General features: G+C 42.7%; 19 protein-coding genes. 5 read left to right on the top strand and 14 right to left on the bottom strand.

The window, feature by feature from the left end; all coding sequences use genetic code 11:
• Positions 1-183: 183 nt before the first annotated feature.
• The 6 genes from uvrC to CFY87_RS04405 form a co-directional block, all read right to left on the bottom strand.
• The gene (gene uvrC, locus CFY87_RS04430; RefSeq protein ID WP_094946047.1) at positions 184-2,013 is read right to left on the bottom strand and encodes an excinuclease ABC subunit UvrC; all 1,830 of its coding nucleotides are present in this window, start codon (positions 2,011-2,013) and stop codon (positions 184-186) included.
• Between the two features lie 5 nt (positions 2,014-2,018).
• Positions 2,019-2,801, bottom strand: coding sequence for a 3-deoxy-manno-octulosonate cytidylyltransferase (kdsB, locus tag CFY87_RS04425; protein ID WP_094946046.1), 783 nt, complete (start codon positions 2,799-2,801; stop codon positions 2,019-2,021).
• Positions 2,794-2,982, bottom strand: a complete 189-nt coding sequence (locus CFY87_RS04420; RefSeq protein WP_094946045.1) for a Trm112 family protein — start codon at positions 2,980-2,982, stop codon at positions 2,794-2,796. The genes kdsB and CFY87_RS04420 overlap by 8 nt, the downstream gene beginning before the upstream one ends.
• On the bottom strand, positions 2,979-3,980 hold the full coding sequence (gene lpxK / locus CFY87_RS04415) for a tetraacyldisaccharide 4'-kinase (RefSeq protein WP_094946044.1): 1,002 nt from the start codon (positions 3,978-3,980) through the stop codon (positions 2,979-2,981). Before lpxK ends, CFY87_RS04420 begins: the two co-directional genes overlap by 4 nt.
• A gap of 30 nt (positions 3,981-4,010) precedes the next feature.
• Positions 4,011-5,759 (bottom strand): lipid A ABC transporter ATP-binding protein/permease MsbA, encoded by a 1,749-nt coding sequence (gene msbA, locus CFY87_RS04410; protein WP_094946043.1) that lies wholly within the window; start codon positions 5,757-5,759, stop codon positions 4,011-4,013.
• A 94-nt stretch (positions 5,760-5,853) separates the two neighbouring features.
• Positions 5,854-8,307, bottom strand: coding sequence for a DNA internalization-related competence protein ComEC/Rec2 (locus CFY87_RS04405; protein WP_094946109.1), 2,454 nt, complete (start codon positions 8,305-8,307; stop codon positions 5,854-5,856).
• Between the two features lie 268 nt (positions 8,308-8,575).
• On the opposite strand from CFY87_RS04405, the gene dksA reads away from it, so the two are divergent.
• The 3 genes from dksA to folK all read left to right on the top strand — a co-directional run bounded on the left by dksA (position 8,576) and on the right by folK (position 11,076).
• Positions 8,576-9,013, top strand: a complete 438-nt coding sequence (dksA, locus tag CFY87_RS04400; RefSeq protein ID WP_094946042.1) for an RNA polymerase-binding protein DksA — start codon at positions 8,576-8,578, stop codon at positions 9,011-9,013.
• Between the two features lie 318 nt (positions 9,014-9,331).
• Positions 9,332-10,597, top strand: a complete 1,266-nt coding sequence (pcnB, locus tag CFY87_RS04395; RefSeq protein ID WP_419670246.1) for a polynucleotide adenylyltransferase PcnB — start codon at positions 9,332-9,334, stop codon at positions 10,595-10,597.
• Positions 10,597-11,076 carry a 2-amino-4-hydroxy-6-hydroxymethyldihydropteridine diphosphokinase gene (gene folK, locus CFY87_RS04390; RefSeq protein ID WP_094946108.1) on the top strand — a complete coding sequence of 160 codons (480 nt, stop codon included), beginning with the start codon at positions 10,597-10,599 and terminating at the stop codon, positions 11,074-11,076. The genes pcnB and folK overlap by 1 nt, the downstream gene beginning before the upstream one ends.
• A 35-nt stretch (positions 11,077-11,111) precedes the next feature.
• Here the strand turns inward: folK and metC are convergent, their stop codons facing one another.
• Positions 11,112-12,299, bottom strand: coding sequence for a cystathionine beta-lyase (gene metC, locus CFY87_RS04385; protein WP_094946040.1), 1,188 nt, complete (start codon positions 12,297-12,299; stop codon positions 11,112-11,114).
• Positions 12,300-12,465: 166 nt separating this feature from the next.
• Here metC and CFY87_RS04380 point away from each other — a divergent pair, with 166 nt between their 5' ends.
• Complete coding sequence (locus CFY87_RS04380; RefSeq protein ID WP_094946039.1) at positions 12,466-13,068, top strand: peroxiredoxin C; 603 nt, start codon at positions 12,466-12,468, stop codon at positions 13,066-13,068.
• 200 nt (positions 13,069-13,268) lie between these two features.
• Here CFY87_RS04380 and CFY87_RS04375 read toward each other — a convergent pair whose 3' ends face one another.
• Together CFY87_RS04375 and CFY87_RS04370 are read right to left on the bottom strand one after the other, a co-directional pair.
• Positions 13,269-13,859: a DNA glycosylase gene (locus CFY87_RS04375; RefSeq protein ID WP_094946038.1), complete on the bottom strand. Its 591-nt coding sequence runs from the start codon at positions 13,857-13,859 to the stop codon at positions 13,269-13,271.
• A 99-nt stretch (positions 13,860-13,958) separates the two neighbouring features.
• Positions 13,959-14,525, bottom strand: coding sequence for a YtfJ family protein (locus tag CFY87_RS04370; RefSeq protein WP_094946037.1), 567 nt, complete (start codon positions 14,523-14,525; stop codon positions 13,959-13,961).
• A gap of 145 nt (positions 14,526-14,670) precedes the next feature.
• Here CFY87_RS04370 and CFY87_RS04365 point away from each other — a divergent pair, with 145 nt between their 5' ends.
• Positions 14,671-15,006, top strand: coding sequence for a zinc ribbon domain-containing protein YjdM (locus CFY87_RS04365; protein WP_094946036.1), 336 nt, complete (start codon positions 14,671-14,673; stop codon positions 15,004-15,006).
• Between the two features lie 42 nt (positions 15,007-15,048).
• Here CFY87_RS04365 and CFY87_RS04360 read toward each other — a convergent pair whose 3' ends face one another.
• The 5 genes from CFY87_RS04360 to CFY87_RS12760 form a co-directional block, all read right to left on the bottom strand.
• Entirely contained in the window at positions 15,049-15,846 is a 798-nt protein-coding gene (locus CFY87_RS04360; RefSeq protein WP_094946035.1) for an urease accessory protein UreD, read from the bottom strand.
• 3 nt (positions 15,847-15,849) lie between these two features.
• The gene (ureG, locus tag CFY87_RS04355; protein ID WP_094946034.1) at positions 15,850-16,392 is read right to left on the bottom strand and encodes an urease accessory protein UreG; all 543 of its coding nucleotides are present in this window, start codon (positions 16,390-16,392) and stop codon (positions 15,850-15,852) included.
• A 44-nt stretch (positions 16,393-16,436) separates the two neighbouring features.
• Positions 16,437-17,144: an urease accessory protein UreF gene (locus CFY87_RS04350; protein WP_094946033.1), complete on the bottom strand. Its 708-nt coding sequence runs from the start codon at positions 17,142-17,144 to the stop codon at positions 16,437-16,439.
• Positions 17,129-17,662 (bottom strand): urease accessory protein UreE, encoded by a 534-nt coding sequence (gene ureE, locus CFY87_RS04345; protein WP_094946107.1) that lies wholly within the window; start codon positions 17,660-17,662, stop codon positions 17,129-17,131. The genes CFY87_RS04350 and ureE overlap by 16 nt, the downstream gene beginning before the upstream one ends.
• A gap of 111 nt (positions 17,663-17,773) precedes the next feature.
• Complete coding sequence (locus CFY87_RS12760; RefSeq protein WP_094946032.1) at positions 17,774-19,372, bottom strand: urease subunit alpha; 1,599 nt, start codon at positions 19,370-19,372, stop codon at positions 17,774-17,776.
• Positions 19,373-19,385: the final 13 nt, after the last annotated feature.

Genomic DNA, 19,385 nt, shown 5'->3' with positions numbered 1-19,385 from the left:
TGCTTAATTCCCTTAAAATGACCAAAAGTCAAACTCTCTTAACTGTAACATTAAATAATAAAAATAGAAAAAAATTTTTGCAGATTTAAAAAAGATTTTACATTTCATCTTATGAACAAAACTTATGAAAAAAGCACCGCACTCTTTATCATTTACTTTTTGAACAAACTTAAATTCACGCCGTTAATCGTGCAAAGTCGCAAAAATTTTTTCAGCTAATGCTCGAGAAATCATAGGTACTGACGCCATTTCATCCACTGTTGCTTTTTTCACCCCTTGCATCCCGCCTAAATATTTCAACAACGCCTGACGTCTTTTAGCGCCAACGCCCTCGATCATTTCCAATCCGCTTTGCGTTAACGCCTTTTGGCGCTTTTTACGATGTCCACTGATCGCATGATGATGACTTTCGTCACGAATATGTTGAATTAAATGTAACGCCAAATTATCCGCCGGCAAATGGACTTCTTTATCTTGTCGGCTGATAATCAGCGTTTCCAGTCCCGCTTTACGATCCACACCTTTCGCCACGCCAATTAAGAGCGGTCGATTTTTATCCCAATTTACCTGCAATCGTTGAAACACTTGCAAAGCCCGATTAAGTTGTCCTTTGCCACCATCAATAAACACAATATCCGGAATTTTATCTTCGCTCAAATCACGATCAAATCGTTTCAGCAACGCTTGCTCCATTGCCGCATAATCATCACCACCGGTAATCCCGCTAATATTAAAACGCCGATAATCCGATTTTAACGGTCCCTCTTGATTAAACACCACGCAAGAAGCAATAGTTTGTTCGCCCATGGTATGACTAATATCAAAACATTCCATGCGTCGAATGTTTTCCATGCCCAACAAATTCGCCAATTCCGCATAGCGCTCCCGCATCAACGACGCCTGTTTCAACTGTGTTACCAAAGCCGCTTTCGCATTCATTTTCGCCAATTGCAAATATTTGCTCTTATCTCCTTTCACATTATCCTGAATACTCACTTTATGTCCGGCTTGTGCGGTCAACAAGGCTTCCAGCTCATTTTTTTCGCCTAATTTATGATCCACAATAATGCTGTTCGGAATACTGCGCCCTTGATAACCTTGCAAATAAAATTGTCCCACAAAGGTTGCGGTTAATTCGGATAAATCCGTATTCGCCGGCACTTTGGGAAAATAGCTGCGATTTCCCAGTACCTTGCCTTGACGAATAAACAACACTTGTACACAAGCAATTCCCAATTGATAAGCAATCGACAAAATGTCCAAATCATCCAAACGCTCATTATCTACAAATTGTTTTTCAATCACCGAACGCACCGCTTGAATTTGATCACGAAATCGTGCCGCCGCTTCAAAATTTAACCCCCGGCTTGCCTGTTCCATTTTGCTGATCAAATGTTCCAGCACTTGCTGATCTTTGCCTTGCAAAAATAAACGTGCAAAATTTACTTGTTGTGCATAATCTTCATCGCCCACATAACCGGCAACGCAAGGCGCTAAACAACGTCCAATTTGATATTGCAAACAAGGGCGCGAACGGTTGTTATACACCGAATTTTCACATTGGCGAATCGGGAATAATTTTTGTAACAACACCAAGGTTTCACGCACCGCACCGGCGTGCGGATAAGGACCGAAATACTCACCTTGCACTTTTTTCGCACCACGATAAGCACTAATTCTCGGGTGGCGTTCTTGGGTGAGCAAAATATAAGGATAGGATTTATCGTCACGTAACAAAACGTTATAACGTGGCTGATATTGTTTAATGTAATTATGTTCCAGTAATAAGGCTTCGGTTTCAGAAGAGGTAATCGTCGTTTCAATGCGAGTAATGGCAGCGACTAAAGCTTCCGTTTTTTTGCTCGCTGCTTGACGACGAAAATAACTGGACAAGCGTTTTTTTAGATCCTTGGCTTTGCCCACATAAATCACCGTGTCCTTATCGTCATACATACGATACACACCCGCATTATGCGGCACATTCGCCAAGAATGATTTAGCGTCAAACCTCATATAATTTATGCAAAATGTCCTAAAATTAACCGCACTTTTTCCAAATCCTCCGGCGTATCCACACCGACCGCCGGTACTTCCAATGCAGGTTCAACGTGGATTTTTTCACCATACCACAATACACGCAACTGCTCTAGGCTCTCAATTTGCTCAAGTGCGGTCGGTTTCCGGCGAATATATTGCTGAATAAATCCTGCACGATAGGCATAGATACCAATATGTCGCCAATAATGCTCGGTTAAATTCAGTTGTGATATATCCACGGAAGCATTGTGCAACGCTGCAAATTGATCGCGATTCCACGGAATCACCGCGCGTGAAAAATACAATACATATCCGGCATGATCAGTCACCACTTTCACCACATTCGGATTAAATAATTCCTCCGCTTCTTCAATTTTCACCGCAAGACTGGCCATATTAACTGAATATTTGGCTAAATTATCTGCCACTTGGCGCACAATACGCGGAGGAATTAGCGGTTCATCACCTTGAATATTGACAATAATTTCATCATCCGCTATCCCCAATTTTTCCACCACCTCGGCAAGACGTTCAGTCCCGGAATTGTGTTTTTCCGAGGTCAAACAGACTTCGCCGCCAAAAGATCGCACAACATTCGCTACTTCATCATGATCTGTCGCTACGATCACACGTTCCGCGCCGGCGCGCTGTGCTTGTTGCCAAACGTGTTCAATCATGGGTTTGCCGGCAATATCCGCCAACGGTTTCCCCGGCAAACGGGAGGACGCATAACGTGCCGGAATAATCACGGTAAATTTAGTCATGGGAGCTTTCCTCGCTTGATGTTAAGGCAACACCTTGTTCGGCAAGCAAGACAGGAATGCCTTGTTGGATGGGATAGGCAATATGATCAAAATGACAAATTAAGCGTTCGTTTTCTTTGTCGTATTTCAATCGTCCTTGACAAATCGGACAAGCCACAATTTCCAATAATCCGGTATTCATCTTCTATCCTCGTTTACTTTTTTTATAATTTTATCAATAAATTGCATCGCACTTCTTGCATCAATCTGCGCCTCAATCGGCACAAACCACCAATTCTCTTGCGCAAAATTTTCACATTTAACCGCATCTTTTTCCGTCATCAACAAAGGCGTATTTGCTTGTGCCAAAGGTTGAATAAGTGAGACAGAATAGGCTTGATGATCGGCAAATGCGTGGCAATGGAGTAATTGAATGCCCAATGTTTGCAACATGGAAAAAAAACGCGGTGGATGCCCAATACCTGCCAAGGCGATAGCAGGTTGCTGAACAAATTCCGTCAACAAACGTTTTTCTTGTGTTTTTAAATTGATGGCATAATACGGCACTAATCGCATCAACGTATCGGTGTGCGGAATCGATTTTTCGTTGGCAATAATTAAATCCACTTGTTTTAAGCGTGCCGGCAATTCACGCAAAGGTCCCGCCGGCAGCACAAATCCGTTACCGAAAACGCGCTCACCATCTACTACCACAATTTCCATATCCCGTTGTAATGGGTAATGTTGCAATCCGTCGTCGCTAATAATCAGATCGCAAGGAAAAGATCGCAGTAATAACTCGATCGCCTGCCGGCGGTTAGGCGAAATGCACACCGGTGCGCCGGTACGTTTCGCGATTAACACCGGCTCATCACCGCCTTCTTGCGGATCTGTTTGTGCGGATACCAACAGCGGATATTGTTTCGCTTGACTACCATAACCACGAGAAATTACGCCGACGTTCACGCCACGTTGTTGCAACTGGTCCACCAGCCACACCACTACCGGCGTTTTTCCATTTCCACCCACCGATAAATTGCCTACAATAATGACCGGTACCGGCGCGCGATATGACGCTAACCAACCTTTTTGCCATAAAAAACGACGCCATGAACTGATAAGCCAAAAAAGTACGCTTAAAGGCAACAACAGCCACGACACCAGACGTGCTATCTTCGTTTTTGCATACCAAAAGTTCATCTCATCCTCTTTAGATAAAGTGCGGTTAAATTATTGGCTAAATTGCATGGTATACAATTGTTTATAGGCGCCGTCTAACGCCAATAACTGCTGATGATTACCGCGTTCTTTAATTTCACCATGATCAATCACTAAAATTTCATCCGCCTTTTCAATGGTCGATAAACGGTGCGCAATCACTAATATCGTACGCTCACGTTGCAATTCCTCCAATGCTGCCTGAATAGCACGCTCTGATTCCGTATCCAGTGCCGAAGTGGCTTCATCCAAAATCAACACCGGCGAATCGCGCAGTAAAGCACGCGCAATCGCCAAACGTTGGCGCTGCCCGCCGGATAAACTGGCGCCGTTTTCGCCAATCAGTGTATCTAAACCTTGTGGCAATTTTTCAATAAACTCCATGGCATGTGCTGCAGTTGCCGCCTTAATAATATCTTCGCGACAGTATTTATCTTGCGCCGCATAGGCGATATTATTCGCCACCGTATCGTTAAATAAATGCACTTGTTGCGATACCACCGCGCAATTTTCGCGCAAATCAGTCAAGCGATAATCCTGGATATTGACATCATCTAAGGTAATCTCGCCCTCTTGGATATCATAAAAACGGGTCACCAAATTAGCAATCGTGGATTTTCCCGATCCGGAACGTCCTACCAACGCCACGGTTCTCCCTGCCGGTACTGCAAACGAAATGTGATTTAACGCACGTTCATCCTTACCCTCATATGCAAAACTCACGTTATTAAAACGCAAATTGCCTTTGGCTTTTTCCACATGATACGTCCCGTTATCTTTTTCCGTTTCCATGTCTAAAATCGCAAATAAAGTTTGACATGCCGCCATACCGCGTTGAAAATTCGCATTTACATTGGTTAAAGATTTTAACGGGCGCATCATAGCTAACATGGAAGAAAAAACTACAGTAAAAGAGCCGGCAGTTAAATTTTGACTCATAATCGCAGGCAAAGTGGCTAAATATAACACTGCAGACAAGGCAAAAGAAGCGATCACTTGTACAATAGGATCGGAAATCGCATTGGCAACCGTCATTTTCATGCCTTTGCGTCGCATATCATTGCTCACCGCATTAAAGCGTTTTTCTTCAATGCGTTGCCCGCCGAAAGATAACACGACTTTATGTCCTCGTAACATTTGTTCGGCAGTTGAGGTTAATTCTCCCATGGAATTTTGCATATTTTTACTTAAACGACGAAAAGTTTTAGAAACCATGCGAATTAACACCGCAATAATCGGTCCGATAATAAATAACACTACGGAAAGCTGCCAACTGGTATAAATCATCACACCGAGCAAAGAAAGAATATACGCTCCTTCGCGCACAATGGTCGTTAACGAATTTGAAGAAGAATTCGCCACTTGTTCGCTGTCATACGTAATCCGCGAAAGCAATTTACCGGCGGAATTTTGGTCAAAAAAGCTCACCGGCATATACATTAAATGTTTAAACAAACGACGACGCATGGTCATCACCACTTTACCGGACACCCATGCCAAACAATAAGAAGACACAAAACTGGTCGCACCGCGCAAAATAATCAGCAACACTACCACAATCGCCATCATACGTAAAAAAGAGACATCGGCTTTGCCAAAACCGTCGTCCAATAAGGGTTTTAACATTTGAATTAACGCCGCATCGGTCAATGCATTGAATACTAAAGTAATTCCCGCCACAATCAACCCGATTTTAAAAGGCGAAATCATCGGCCATAAGCGTTTAAATGTTTGGAATGTAGAAAGATCTTTATCTTGCATAACATCGTCTTTTAGTTGTAAAAAATCGGTCTATTGTACCTTGATTTTTTCCACAAGCCAACGCAGTCAAAAAAGATAGTCCTGCTCCTTCGTTTTATTCTTCGCCGATCATCTGATGATACCAAGGTGCCCAAGGATTTCTGGCGGTTTTAACTCGCATATATTTTGGCGTAAATTCGACACGAATTTGCCCCGATAAGGCGGTATTATAAACCGTCACTGCATTTTCTTTCAGCCGATTTACCACCTCCGCGTGCGGAAATCCCCAAGCATTCCAACGACTTGCCGAAATTAACGCTATATCAGGACGGGCGGTTTGCACTAACGTCTTGCCGGTTGACGTTCGACTTCCATGATGCCCGACCTGCAACAGGTCAATTTTATCCAACAAGGGGACAAAGGTATTTTCCAGAGCAAGATCAGCATCTCCCGTTAACAAAACTCGATAGGTTTCATCCGATACTAACAACACGCAAGAATGCTCGTTTTTCGCCCGAGCAATATTTTTTTGTGGCGCCAGTGCACTAAAATGCAACCCCTGCCATTCCCAACGCACCCCTTGCTTGCATAAAGTGCGGTGCTTTTCTCCCGCGTTTTTGAAAGAAGAACGAATTACTGTAATATCCGGATAAACTGCCAAAATATCTCTCACTCCACCCGCATGATCATTATCATCATGGCTAAGAATAAGTTGTTCCAATTGGATACCTTGGCGTTGTAAATAAGGTAGAATTTCCAATCGAGCCATACTGCCGCCCTGCCATGCCGAACCGGTATCATATAAAATACCACGATCATTTTTTACCAATAGCATTGCCAACCCCTGTCCCACATCCAAACTTTCTAACCGCCACAGCGGTTCGGTCATTTTGCTATAGCCCCAAACGCCGAAACAACCGACAACCAAACCTAACGCCAAACATTGCGCCGCGTGTAAAGCCGATTTAGCCGGAATTGCTCGGAAATTTAAAGACAGCGGAAATCGAGGCGCATGTACATTGGCAATCTCTAAGGCAGCCTTTACTTGTAAGCGCTTTAAATATGACACATAACAAGCAAAGCACAGGGCAAAAAGTGCGGTCAAAATTAACGCGTTTTTTTGCGAAACCCACAGCTCGCCAACTGCCAAATGGCGCAATATTTCTGTTATCCATTGTGCAATGTTATCCGCCCACCACCAAGATTGCCAAGCGCCTTGCGTTGCTAAAGCGAATAATACCAGCGGCACTAAAATAAAACTAAAAAGCGGAACAGCCAATAAATTCGCCACTCCGCCCATGGGGAAAAAAGTATGAAATAAAAATAGCTGAATAGGCGTAAATAACCACAACAGCCCCAATTGTAAATGACATAAGCTAAACAGCGGAAATGTTTTCCCAACCGCTTGACGTACCGGCTGACCGCGCCACATAAAAAGTGACAAAGGAACAAACTGATACCAAGTAATGAGACAGGCTACTGCCCCGACCGATAACCAAAAACTGCCGGAAAGTAGCATCAGCGGATCATATAACAATAACAGTGCCACCACCCGCCATAAAAACTGCCACGACGTACAATAAGCTCGAAAAAATTGAAAGGCACACAAAATAATCAACGCCAGCACTGCGCGAAAAGTCGGAATACTTAATCCGGCAAGCTGCGCATAACCTAACGCCACGAAAAGACCACAAATAAGAGGAAAAGAAGGAGAAATCCAATGCGTAGGAAAAATCCCTTGCACGCCACGCGCCAATATCCAGCCCACCCACATTGCCAAGCCGATATGCAATCCGGAAATCGCGATTAAATGAGCAGTGTTGGTTTGTTGATAATGTTGCCACACATCAGTACTCAGCCACGCCCGTTCGCCAAACCCCAAGGCTAACAATAATCCTTGCATGGGTAAATCTTGGGTTTGTTGCCGCGCGGCATTCAAACATCGCTCGCGCCAATGAAAATCCTCTTTAATTTTAACCGCACTTTTCACGCTGCCATAAGCGCTAATCCCTTTCGCTAAATACCATTGCAACCGATCAAACCCACCGAAATTATAACGCGCCGACAGTGGGCGCAGTTTTAATTCTCCCCGCCAAATTTCACCCGCACGCGCCTTTGCCGGCAATGCCCAATTGAGATAAATCCGTTGCTCCGGTAAATCAGCTTGCAATCGCGCCTTAACAATTAAGCGTTGGTAATCCTGTTGCTGCAACACTTCTTCAATCCGAAAATTCACCCTCATTTTAGCAGGAAGTGCAGGAAGTGCGGTGATATTTTCTGCGGTTTTAATAAGATCCAACGCAGCGGAATGAAAATAGCCTAAACATAATATGAGCAGTATTCCGGTCGCAAAAATCCGGCGAAAATAGGCGTTGATGCGCACTATTTTTTGTCCGCCATATTGCCAACAGGGGAGATAAGTGCTCGCAAATAACAAGGCGCACGCAATAAAAAGCTCGCATGCCATATGCCATTCCAGCAACGCCAATTTCGGCAAAAAAACCAAGCTAAACCCCGCCAACACAATTGTTCGCGTGAACAAATCCAAATCAACGCCTATCTTATACATGTTCATCATTTTTCATTATTATTACCAATTACTAAGCGTAAATATGAAAAATTCACCAAGTGACAACAAGATTGGCTGTGCAATTTTGTAACCTAGATCGCAAATTTAATATTTTATTCAGTAAAATTCGCCATCTTACCGTAAATTTATTTGCTAAATGTTCCAAGTTCTGTTATTTATATCGCCTTTAAAAAATCAACTTGAATACTTATCGCCTCCAATGCGGTTTGAACGACAGAAATGGATGCATTTTTATTAGGAGATACCTATGTCTAAATCCTCTTTAAGCTTATTGGCTCTTGCCGGTGTTGAACCGTACCGATTACAAGACGGTGAGGAGTACATGAATGAGAAACAGGTACAACATTTCAAAAAAATCTTGCAAGCCTGGAAAGATCAAATTCATGAGGAAACTTCCCGCACCGTAGCGCATATGCAAGATGAAGCCTCTAATTTCCCGGATCCGGCAGATCGTGCGACCCAAGAAGAAGAATTCAGCTTGGAATTACGCAATCGTGATCGTGAACGCAAACTGATGAAAAAAATTGATAATACCTTGAAAAAATTAGACACTGATGAGTTTGGTTATTGCAAGTCTTGTGGTGTAGAAATCGGCATTCGTCGTCTAGAAGCGCGTCCAACTGCGGATCTTTGCATTGATTGCAAAACATTAGCAGAAATTCGCGAAAAACAAATGATCAGCTAATTTTGATTTGTAAATTGGTAAGAGAAAGTGCGGTAATTTTCACCGCACTTTTCACTTTTTGTTTTTAATTTATATTGAGCATTCTCGAGGTTTATTATTTTAACGTTAATTAAAAATCTGTTAGGCAAAAAAAAGAACGCACAGCCTGTCGTCAACGAACATAAAACAACAGATTCTCAAACAAAAACACATTTCAAACCTGTATTACCACGAAATGCAGCGCCTTTCGCCAATCCGTCTGCGCTCCCAAAAACGGCGTTATCGCGTCATTATCATAAAGCGGTCATAAAGGCATCACAATTTGGCATTTACCCGCATATGATCAGTAAAAATGCGCTGTTTGTGGTAGAAAAATTGCAACGCCAAGGTTTTGAAGCCTATGTGGTTGGTGGCTGTTTGCGTGATTTATTATTAGGGAAAAAACCAAAAGATTTTGATGTCGCTACCAATGCTCGTCCGGAGCAAGTGCTGGCAATTTTTCAACGTCAATGTCGCTTGGTCGGTCGCCGTTTTCGCTTGGCACACGTCATGTTTGGACGCGATATTATAGAAGTTGCCACCTTCCGCGCTCATCACCAAGAAACCAACAACGAAAAACAAGCTAAACAAAACAAAGACGGTATGCTATTACGCGATAATGTATATGGCACCTTAGAACAAGATGCCGCTCGACGTGATTTTACCGTTAATGCCTTATATTACAATCCGCAGAATAATACCCTGTGTGATTATTTTCACGGACTGGAGGATCTGAAAGCCGGCAAATTGCGCTTAATTGGTGACCCGGTGGTACGTTATCAGGAAGATCCGGTGAGAATGTTACGTTCTATTCGTTTTATGGCAAAATTGGATATGTTTTTAGAAAAACCGAGCGAAGCGCCCATTCGTCCCCTTGCCCCATTACTAAAAAATATTCCGCCGGCGCGTTTATTTGACGAAAGTTTAAAATTATTGCAAAACGGTTATGGCGTAAAAACCTATAAATTATTGCGAGAATATCATCTTTTCGAGCAACTTTTCCCCGCATTGATGCCCTATTTTACTGAACAAGAAGACAGTTTTGCCGAGCGCATGATTTTAAAATCCCTAAGCTCAACTGACGAGCGTTTGGCAGACAAATTGCGCATTAATCCGGCATTTTTATTTGCGGCGTTCTTTTGGTATCCATTGCGCGAAAAAGTCGAAATGCTGAAAAATGAAGGCGGACTGAATAATCATGATGCCTATGCTTTAGCCGGCAATGAAGTATTGGATACTTTATGTCGATCTTTAGCTGCTCCCCGACGTCATACAGCAGTCATCCGCGATATTTGGTTTTTACAATTGCAGTTACTAAAACGTACCGGTAATACGCCGGTAAAAACCATGGCACACCCCAAATTCAGAGCCGCCTTTGATTTGTTGGCAATGCGTGCAGAAATTGAGGGTGGCGAGTATGTCGAATTAGTAGCTTGGTGGCACGAATATCAGCTAAGCAATATAGAACAGCGCATAAATTTAATCAAAGAACAACAACGTTTACATCCTAAGCCGAAAAGAAAATATTACCCGAGAAAACGTCGTAGTACGCCAAAAACTGTATGATGAAAACCGTTTATATTGCCTTAGGCAGCAATTTAAATCAGCCTAAAACGCAGCTTGATACCGCATTAAAGGCATTGGATAGGTTGCCGAATTCCCAGCTTATGGCAATCAGTTCTTTTTATCAAAGCAAGCCGCTTGGACCGCAAAATCAACCGGATTACGTTAATGCGGTTGTCTGTTTGCGAACCGAACTTGAACCTTTGGTATTACTTGATGCCTTGCAACAAATTGAAAAGGAACAAGGACGGGTGCGTCGGCGTCGCTGGGGAGAACGCACCTTAGATTTGGATATTTTGTTATATGAGGATCTGCAATTACACAATGAACGTTTAACCGTTCCGCATTATGATATGAAAAATCGTGAATTCGTGATTGTTCCCTTATACGAAATTGCTCCCGATTTATGTCTACCGAACGGTGAGATGATCACAGCGTTAGTCAGTCAATTCTCAACGCATCAAATGCAAATTTTACGCTAAAAACAAGGCGGGATTTTCCCGCCTTCTGTTTATCGTTATAAACGATCCAATCCTTTGCGTAAATCAGCAATTAATTCCTCGACCGCTTCAAGTCCAATATGGACGCGAATTAACGTACCGGTCAACGGACGCTTGATCGCTGGACGGATCTTGGCAATTTCCTCCGGTTGGTTGTACAAAATCAATGATTCAAATCCTCCCCAAGAGTACGCCATCCCGAATAATTCAAAATGATCCATAAAAGCCGATAATTGCTGATCTGTCAATTTTTGCTGCAATTCAAAAGAAAATAAACCACAGGAACCGGAAAAATCTCGTTTAAAATACTCATGCCCCGGACAACTTGGTAATGCAGGGTGATACACAGTTTTTACTTCCGGTTGTTCTTGCAACCATTTGGCAACTTTAATGCTACTAATTTCATGTTGCTGCAAACGGAGCATCAAACTGCGAATTCCTCTTGCTGTCATGTAAGCTGTCTCTGCATCTACCATTTGCCCCATTAAATACGAATGTTCACGTAATTGCGCCCAACATCTCTCATTAGCAACCGCAGTGCCAATCAAAGCATCGGAATGCCCCACCAAATATTTGGTTCCTGCCTGAATAGAAATATCAATACCGAAATCCAATGCCTTGAATAATACACCGCTGCTCCAAGTATTATCGATCATGATGACAATTTCCGGATTAACCGCTCTCACTGCGTTAACAATCGCCGGAATATCGGGAACTTCCATTGTCAGCGAACTCGGCGCTTCCAAAAACAATACTTTGGTATTCGGCTGCACCAATTGAGCAATTTTTTCCCCAATAAGCGGATCATAGAAGGTCGTTTGTATATTCATTTTTTGCAAAATAGTCATACAGAACTCTTGAGTTGGCTCATACGCCGCCCCGGTCATTAAGATATGATCGCCACTGGCAACAAAAGACAAAATACTATTGGTCACCGCCGCCGCACCGCACGGATACAAATAACAACCCGCCCCTCCCTCCAATTCGCACATCAACTCTTGTAAAGCGAAATGCGTTAACGTACCGCGACGCCCATAAAATAGCCCGCCTTTAAAACGGTTTTGTGTTGCTTTTTTCTTTTCTTCCAAGCTATCAAAAACCAATGATGAAGCACGTTGTATAACCGGATTGACACTCCCCAGCGTCACGCGTTTGTTGCGTCCGGAATGGATTAATCTGGTTGCTACAGAATTTAAGTTAGACATAATTTTGTTTCCCGTTTTATTTAATTAGAAATAAATAATTAGTTTAATAGATAAAACCAACTATTCAACTGAAATTAATTTTTTTACAATGCTCAACGTTAATTTTTTACTTATTTTGCCTTTCAGCAAAATTTGTTATCAATCCATCATTAAGGAGATTTTTACTATGGTATTAGTTACTCGTCAAGCCCCAGATTTTACCGCTTCTGCCGTTTTAGGTAACGGTGAAATTGTTGATAACTTCAATTTTAAACAACATGTTGCCGGTAAAGCTGCGGTCGTGTTCTTCTATCCGCTTGATTTTACATTCGTTTGTCCGTCAGAATTAATCGCATTTGACCACCGTTATGCTGAATTCCAAAAACGCGGTGTTGAAGTTGTCGGTGTTTCTATTGACTCAGAATTCACCCACAACGCATGGCGTAATACATCAACAGAGAACGGCGGTATCGGTCAAGTACAATACGCGTTAGTCGGTGACGTAAAACACAGTATCGCTCAAGCTTATGGTATTGAACATCCGGAAGCAGGCGTAGCATTACGTGCCTCATTCTTAATTGACAAAAATGGTGTAGTTCGTCACCAAGTGGTTAACGATCTTCCACTAGGTCGTAATATCGACGAAATGTTACGTATGGTTGATGCCTTACAATTCCACGAAGAGCACGGTGAAGTTTGTCCGGCACAATGGGAAAAAGGCAAAGAAGGGATGAAAGATAACCCTGAAGGCGTCGCAAAATACCTAAAACAACACGCAGATAAACTTTAATCGCTAGATTTTTGCATTTATTTTATTTAGGACACGATATAAACACCTTTCGGTAGCGAAAGGTGTTTTTTTATTTTCAATCAAAAGGAAAAGATGTAATAGACAAAAATCACACATTTTTGTCCATTACACCAAGGAAAATAAAGTGCAAAAGTGCGGTTATTTTTTCTTACGTTTTGACACTTTCGTCATGCCTGTTTTTACAAAACGCCCGCTAACTCAAAAAAGGCACGATAGGCTTCAGCTTTTTTCTCCAAACTTAAAGGATAAGCACGCGACGTGGATGGCACGCGATATAATTTCAGCGCTCGCCCGGCAAAAGGAAAGTCAATAAACTCATTGGTTTTCGGCTCTTTCAGTTTTTCCGACACTAAACTGAACAAGGCTTCCGTAGCTTTGCCTCCGGTGGTAAAAATCCATGTGCAGTGCGGAAGTTGTTGCAAAATATTCGCTAACGGAACCGGCTCCACAATTTTTAAAAATTTATCCGACGCATTGCCTTGCTCGCGGATAGCTTTCCATACCGTCGGGCAAGAAGCAATCCCCCGTTCTATTAAAAATGCCTTAATTCGCTCCGCATCAAAGCGCTTTTCGCCTTTGACTTGAAAATAGGTTTTATCGTTGAAAAAGACCAAACCGTAAATCCGCCACATATCATTTTGAAAATTGGGATAGTGAAATTCCATACAGCGCTTTTCAGGCGTCGGCGGAAAGGTTCCCATCATCATTACCGTCGCCTGTGGTGGCAATATGGGTGGAAATGGATGACGTTCAATTGGTTGAAGCAACATAAACATTCTTTCTATTATTCATAACCTAGGATTTATTCCCAACATTTTAGCCCATTAATTATAACTGGCGGGCATATTTTGATTGCCCTTCTTCATTTCTTACCCGATTTTTGCAATTAATTTATTCGTCAGCTCAATTACTTGCTGAATTTCTTCCGGACTAAGTTTCCCCTCTTTAACAAATTTGACTTTTCCATTGTGATCCAACACCACAACCAAACTTTCTTTTTCTTTCAAATCCCAAGCATTTTTGACCGCACTTTGTTGGTCTAAAATCACTTGGCTTCGCATATTTTCTTTTTTACCGCGCTCCGCACTGCTTTTCACAAACGCACCGGTACCAATAATCGCATCATCAGCATTAATAATCGTCGTTGTTTGGTATTTTGCCGGATCAAAATGCTGAGTTTTGATAGCATCCATCAAGGGTTCATTTTTTTCTTTCACACCGGCGCGCCCGGCAATATGTTGCAAGATGCGTACTTTTCCGCTCAACGCCGAAGATTGCCAAGCATGATAGGTCACATCTTTGCCATTTACCGTCAGCTCGCCCTCATCCGCTACGGTTACCGGCGCAATCGAGGCATTAAGTTGAATATTATGTGCGGTTGCAGGCAGAGTAAAAAGTGCGGTACAAAATCCACATAAAATAGTATATTTTTTCATTTGTTAAATTCCTGTAGTAAAAATGTTTCTCTATTTTACTCTAATTTAACGCCCATACCAACGAAAAACCAGATATTTTGGTTGGTTCAGATTTTTTTGTTATACTCTCTCGCCCACCAACATTCGGTTATTTTAAGAGGAAAAAATGGAAAGCATACCTAACTGCCCAAATTGTCACAGCGAATATACCTATCATGATGGCATGCAATTTGTTTGCCCCGATTGCGCTCATGAATGGTCGCGACAAGATATGGTTGAAGAAAACGAAGAAAAAACGGTAAAAGACAGCAATGGCAATATCTTGCAAGACGGTGATTCAGTGATTTTAATTAAAGATCTCAAGGTCAAAGGCTCTTCTATCGTATTGAAAAAAGGTACAAAAGTGAAAAATATTCGTTTAGTCGAAGGCGATCACGACGTGGATTGTAAAATTGATGGTCAAAGTTTTTCCTTGAAATCGGAATTTTTGAAAAAAGCCTAAATGAAAGCGAAAAACGGACGCAATGTCCGTTTTTTATACAACTCACACCGCTTTTAAACGCTTGCCAATCTGCGAGAAAAAATGCTCAATTGCCTCTGCTCGATATGCCAATACTCGAATAAACAACCCGCCGGTATTCAACTGGGAAACACCGATTTCCAACGCATCATCGGTGGCATAGTCTTGTTGCAATTCGCTGACCAAGGTTTTGATTTGCCCATGATCCAGCCTTAAATCCACATACACCAAGGATCCTTGATGGGAGAAATCTTCCATTTGACTTACCGCGGTTAACGCCATAGTTTCCGGCTGCCAATAGATCCGATCTGATAATAAAGGGCGCTGTTGATGAGTGATGCGTAAATAGGAAGAAAAACAACGAAATGCAAAGCGCTCCCCATTTAATACGCGACCAATTGCCACGATTTCCCCATAAATCAGCCGACTTTGCGCTGCCATTTCAATTTCAGCGGTTTGCTGCAACGCGCTGTCTTTATGCAATACTAAAGGGTGTGGCAAATAAAAAAGCGCGCTATTTTCCGCCAAAGTAATTTTAGTCTGTTGCTTGGCAACATCCATAATATTCATGGTTTGTACCCGCGTAAAGGCTTGCGTAGTTAACGAAAGTGCGGTGTTTTTTGCCAACGAAATATCCACCTCAATTTCATCCCCTCCCAGCAAGCCCGGTGACGAACTCATTTGCATAGCATGCAATTCATGCACCCAATCCTCCTTAGGCGGTAATGTCACCAATTTAAAGGGAGGCGAGACAAAATAGCGATCTAATTGCGTCTTACCCTGAGCATTGCATTTTGTGGATAAAATCAATTGGGTTTTCATGTCTTAACGCACCAAATTTTTGGGTTCCGGCATGTGTTTGAGTAACGCATATTTTTCAATCCAACCAATTACGCTGTCCAAATTTTCTTTTTTCATCAAATTGGTAAACACAAAAGGCTGACCTTGGCGCATGCGCCGAGCATCACGTTCCATCACACTTAAATCCGCGCCGACAAACGGCGCTAAATCGGTTTTATTGATCACCAACAAATCCGAACGCGTGATACCCGGACCGCCTTTGCGCGGAATTTTTTCCCCTTGCGCTACGTCAATCACAAAAATCGTCACATCTGCTAAATCCGGGCTAAAGGTCGCCGACAAATTATCGCCGCCGGATTCAATAAAAATAATTTCCACATCCGGAAAACGTGCCGCCATTTCGTCCACTGCTTCTAAATTCATAGACGCGTCTTCTTGAGTATAAATATCGTTGGTAATCATCGCAACGCTATATTTGTCTGCCATTTCGCGCGTGAGTTTTTCGATTAATGCGGTTTTTCCGGCCCCCACAGGACCGGCAATCCCGATTTTAATATAATTACGCATGGATTTTTCCTTAAAAAAACATCAAAAATGACCGTACTTTTTGCTTAAGACATATAAAGCCGGCTGTATAATTGTTCATGTTGCATGGCGCGTAAATCGCTTGCCAAAGTCGCTGCGCCCAAACGTTTAAGATCCGGTTGCAAACTTTGCTCCACTACCTCGACAATCGGTTGGCGCAAGCTAAATAAAATATCTTGCCCGTCCATTTGGCTAAGCGGGATCAGTTTCACCCCGTTCGTCACCACGCCTACTGCCGCATTGTAATAAAAAGCATACAGGGTTTCGGGCTTATTCAATTGCATTGCTTGCGCAACTATCGCGAAAACCACGGGAAAATAGCCCTGACAATGTTTTTCTGCAATTGCTTGTTGAAATTGCGCAAGCAACGGATGCGATTCATAACGAATAAAAATTTTCAGCAGCCGCATGCCTAATTTGTAGCTCCCTTCGTGACTTTCACGCGCAATTTTCATTGCTGCCAATTCCTGATCCAAGGCAATCAATGCCGCCAAATCCTGTTGCATCATCAAATCAAACGCCAAAGACAAATAGGCACCATCATTGTAGATCCAATTTTGCAGCAATTGCGTGTTCACATATTCTGCCAAACTTGCTTTACTATTGACTTTGTGACGCTGTACAAAGGTTTCCAACCCATTGGAATGGTTAAATCCGCCGATAGGCAACGTTGGATCGACCAAATGCAACAAGGCGCCTAAACTCTGTAATGGAGGGGTTAATGCGAATGCCAATTTCCATCTCCGTGATGATGTAAGCCCGAATGAGAATGTCCTTGTGCTGAATTCGCGCGCAACGCTTGGCTTAAACGACGCTGCGCCTGTTTTGGCGCAAACCCGGCAGCACGCAGCCACTCAAACATTGGTTTATCATAAGGCAATAGCAATTCGTCGCCATCTAAAAATAGCGGAGAATGCTTATTGCCGATTTCATAACAACAACGCGCCATTTCCGGCAAGGTTTGAGGCGACAACACAATCACATCAGAGGGCAAAATTTCAATTGCCAGCACCAAATCCGTGCTAATAAACACCACATCATCATGTTTTAAACGCTGTCCTTCTTTTAACAAACGAAACGCGACTTCACGCCCGCCAAGACTGGTTTTGCGTAAAATATTGCGCTCACTTTCATACCATTGTAATGGTACATAATCTACTGTTTGTGCCACAATTTTGCCCTCGGCACGAAGTGCGGTCAAATTTCCGAAAATTTCTTCCATAATAGGAAGGATTGGGTTAAGAATTTGCATATTTCTATTATTCCACTCATTAAAATCCGAGGCTAACAAATTAGCCTCGGCAAAACAGAATTTCTCCTTTAGGGAGGGTAACCACGTTTTTTATTTCCGTGGATAGCCTACCTAGAACAGAAAATATCGTTGTGCCAACGGTAATGTTGTCGACGGTTCGCACGTAATATGTTCACCGTCCACACGAACTTCATAACGCTCCGGATCTACAGTAATTTCCGGCGTGACGTTATTCAAGATCAAATCTTTTTTACCCACATCACGACACCCTTGTACCGCTAAAGTCTCTTTGTTTAGCCCGTATTGCCGGCGAATATCCGCGTCAAATGCCGATTTTGAGACAAAAATGACCGCACTTTTACTGTTCGCTTGCCCTTGTGAAGCAAACATTGGGCGATAAAAAAACGGTTGCGGGGTCGGAATTGAGGCATTCGGATCTCCCATTTTGGCATAGCTGATCATGCCTTTTTTCAAAATACATTCCGGTTTTACGCCAAAAAACATTGGTTTCCATAACATAATATCGGCAAGTTTACCCACCTCCAATGATCCCACATAATCACTGATGCCATGGGCAATTGCTGGGTTAATGGTATATTTGGCGATATAGCGTTTGATACGGAAATTATCAGAATGCGGATCTTCGGCTAACGCGCCACGTTGCGCTTTCATTTTGTCAGCCGTTTGCCACGTTCGGGTCACCACTTCCCCCACACGCCCCATTGCTTGTGAGTCGGAACTCATAATGGAAAAAACGCCCATATCGTGCAAAATATCTTCTGCAGCAATGGTTTCCGGACGAATGCGACTATCGGCAAACGCCACATCTTCCGGCACACGTTTGTCTAAATGGTGACAAACCATCAACATATCCAAATGTTCGTCAATCGTGTTCACGGTAAACGGACGTGTCGGATTGGTGGATGCCGGCAAAACATTCGGATACATTGCCGCTTTGATAATATCCGGTGCATGACCACCGCCGGCACCTTCGGTGTGAAATGTATGGATCACACGACCATTAATTGCTTGCATAGTATCTTCCAAAAAACCGCTTTCGTTTAAGGTATCCGTGTGGATTGCCACCTGAATATCCATTTCATCCGCCAGCGCTTGCACAAACCCTTGATCATGAGACGCAACTAACATTGGCAACCTAAGAGAACGTAAAAGAGAAGTCAGTTTTTCGATATTTTTTTGTGCTAAATTGTTGGTCGGTTCATCTAATAACAACACTTTCGGACGCATTACCAAAACACCGGCGAGCGCAACAAAATTTTTTTTTTCACCGCCAGAAAGCCAGTTTACTGAACGCTCCTTCAAATGTGCAATATCTAATTGTTCCAACTGTGTCAAGGCTTGTTGATAAGCCCTCTCTCGCGAGATACCCAAATTGAGCAAACCGAAAGCGACATCATCTAATACCGTCGGTCCGAATAATTGATCTTCTGCTTGCTGAAAACAAATGCCCACCTGCGCACCACGAATAGGATGAAAATCTCTTTCTTGTCGACAACATTCTCCAAACCAATAAATCTCACCTTGAGAAATCGGCACAAAGCCCAGCAAACTATGTAACAACGTAGATTTTCCAGCGCCAATATCGCCTTGTAAAAACAATCGTTGTTGTGGTTGCAAGCAAAAACTTACCCCTTGGATTATGTGTTGATGTTGTAGATGAATATGTAAATTATGAACCGCTAATATCATATTATTCCTTTGC

The sequence above is a fragment of the Actinobacillus seminis genome (assembly GCF_002263215.1).
Lineage (GTDB): Bacteria > Pseudomonadota > Gammaproteobacteria > Enterobacterales > Pasteurellaceae > Actinobacillus_B > Actinobacillus_B seminis.
This window is presented reverse-complemented; position numbering and strand designations above follow the sequence as displayed.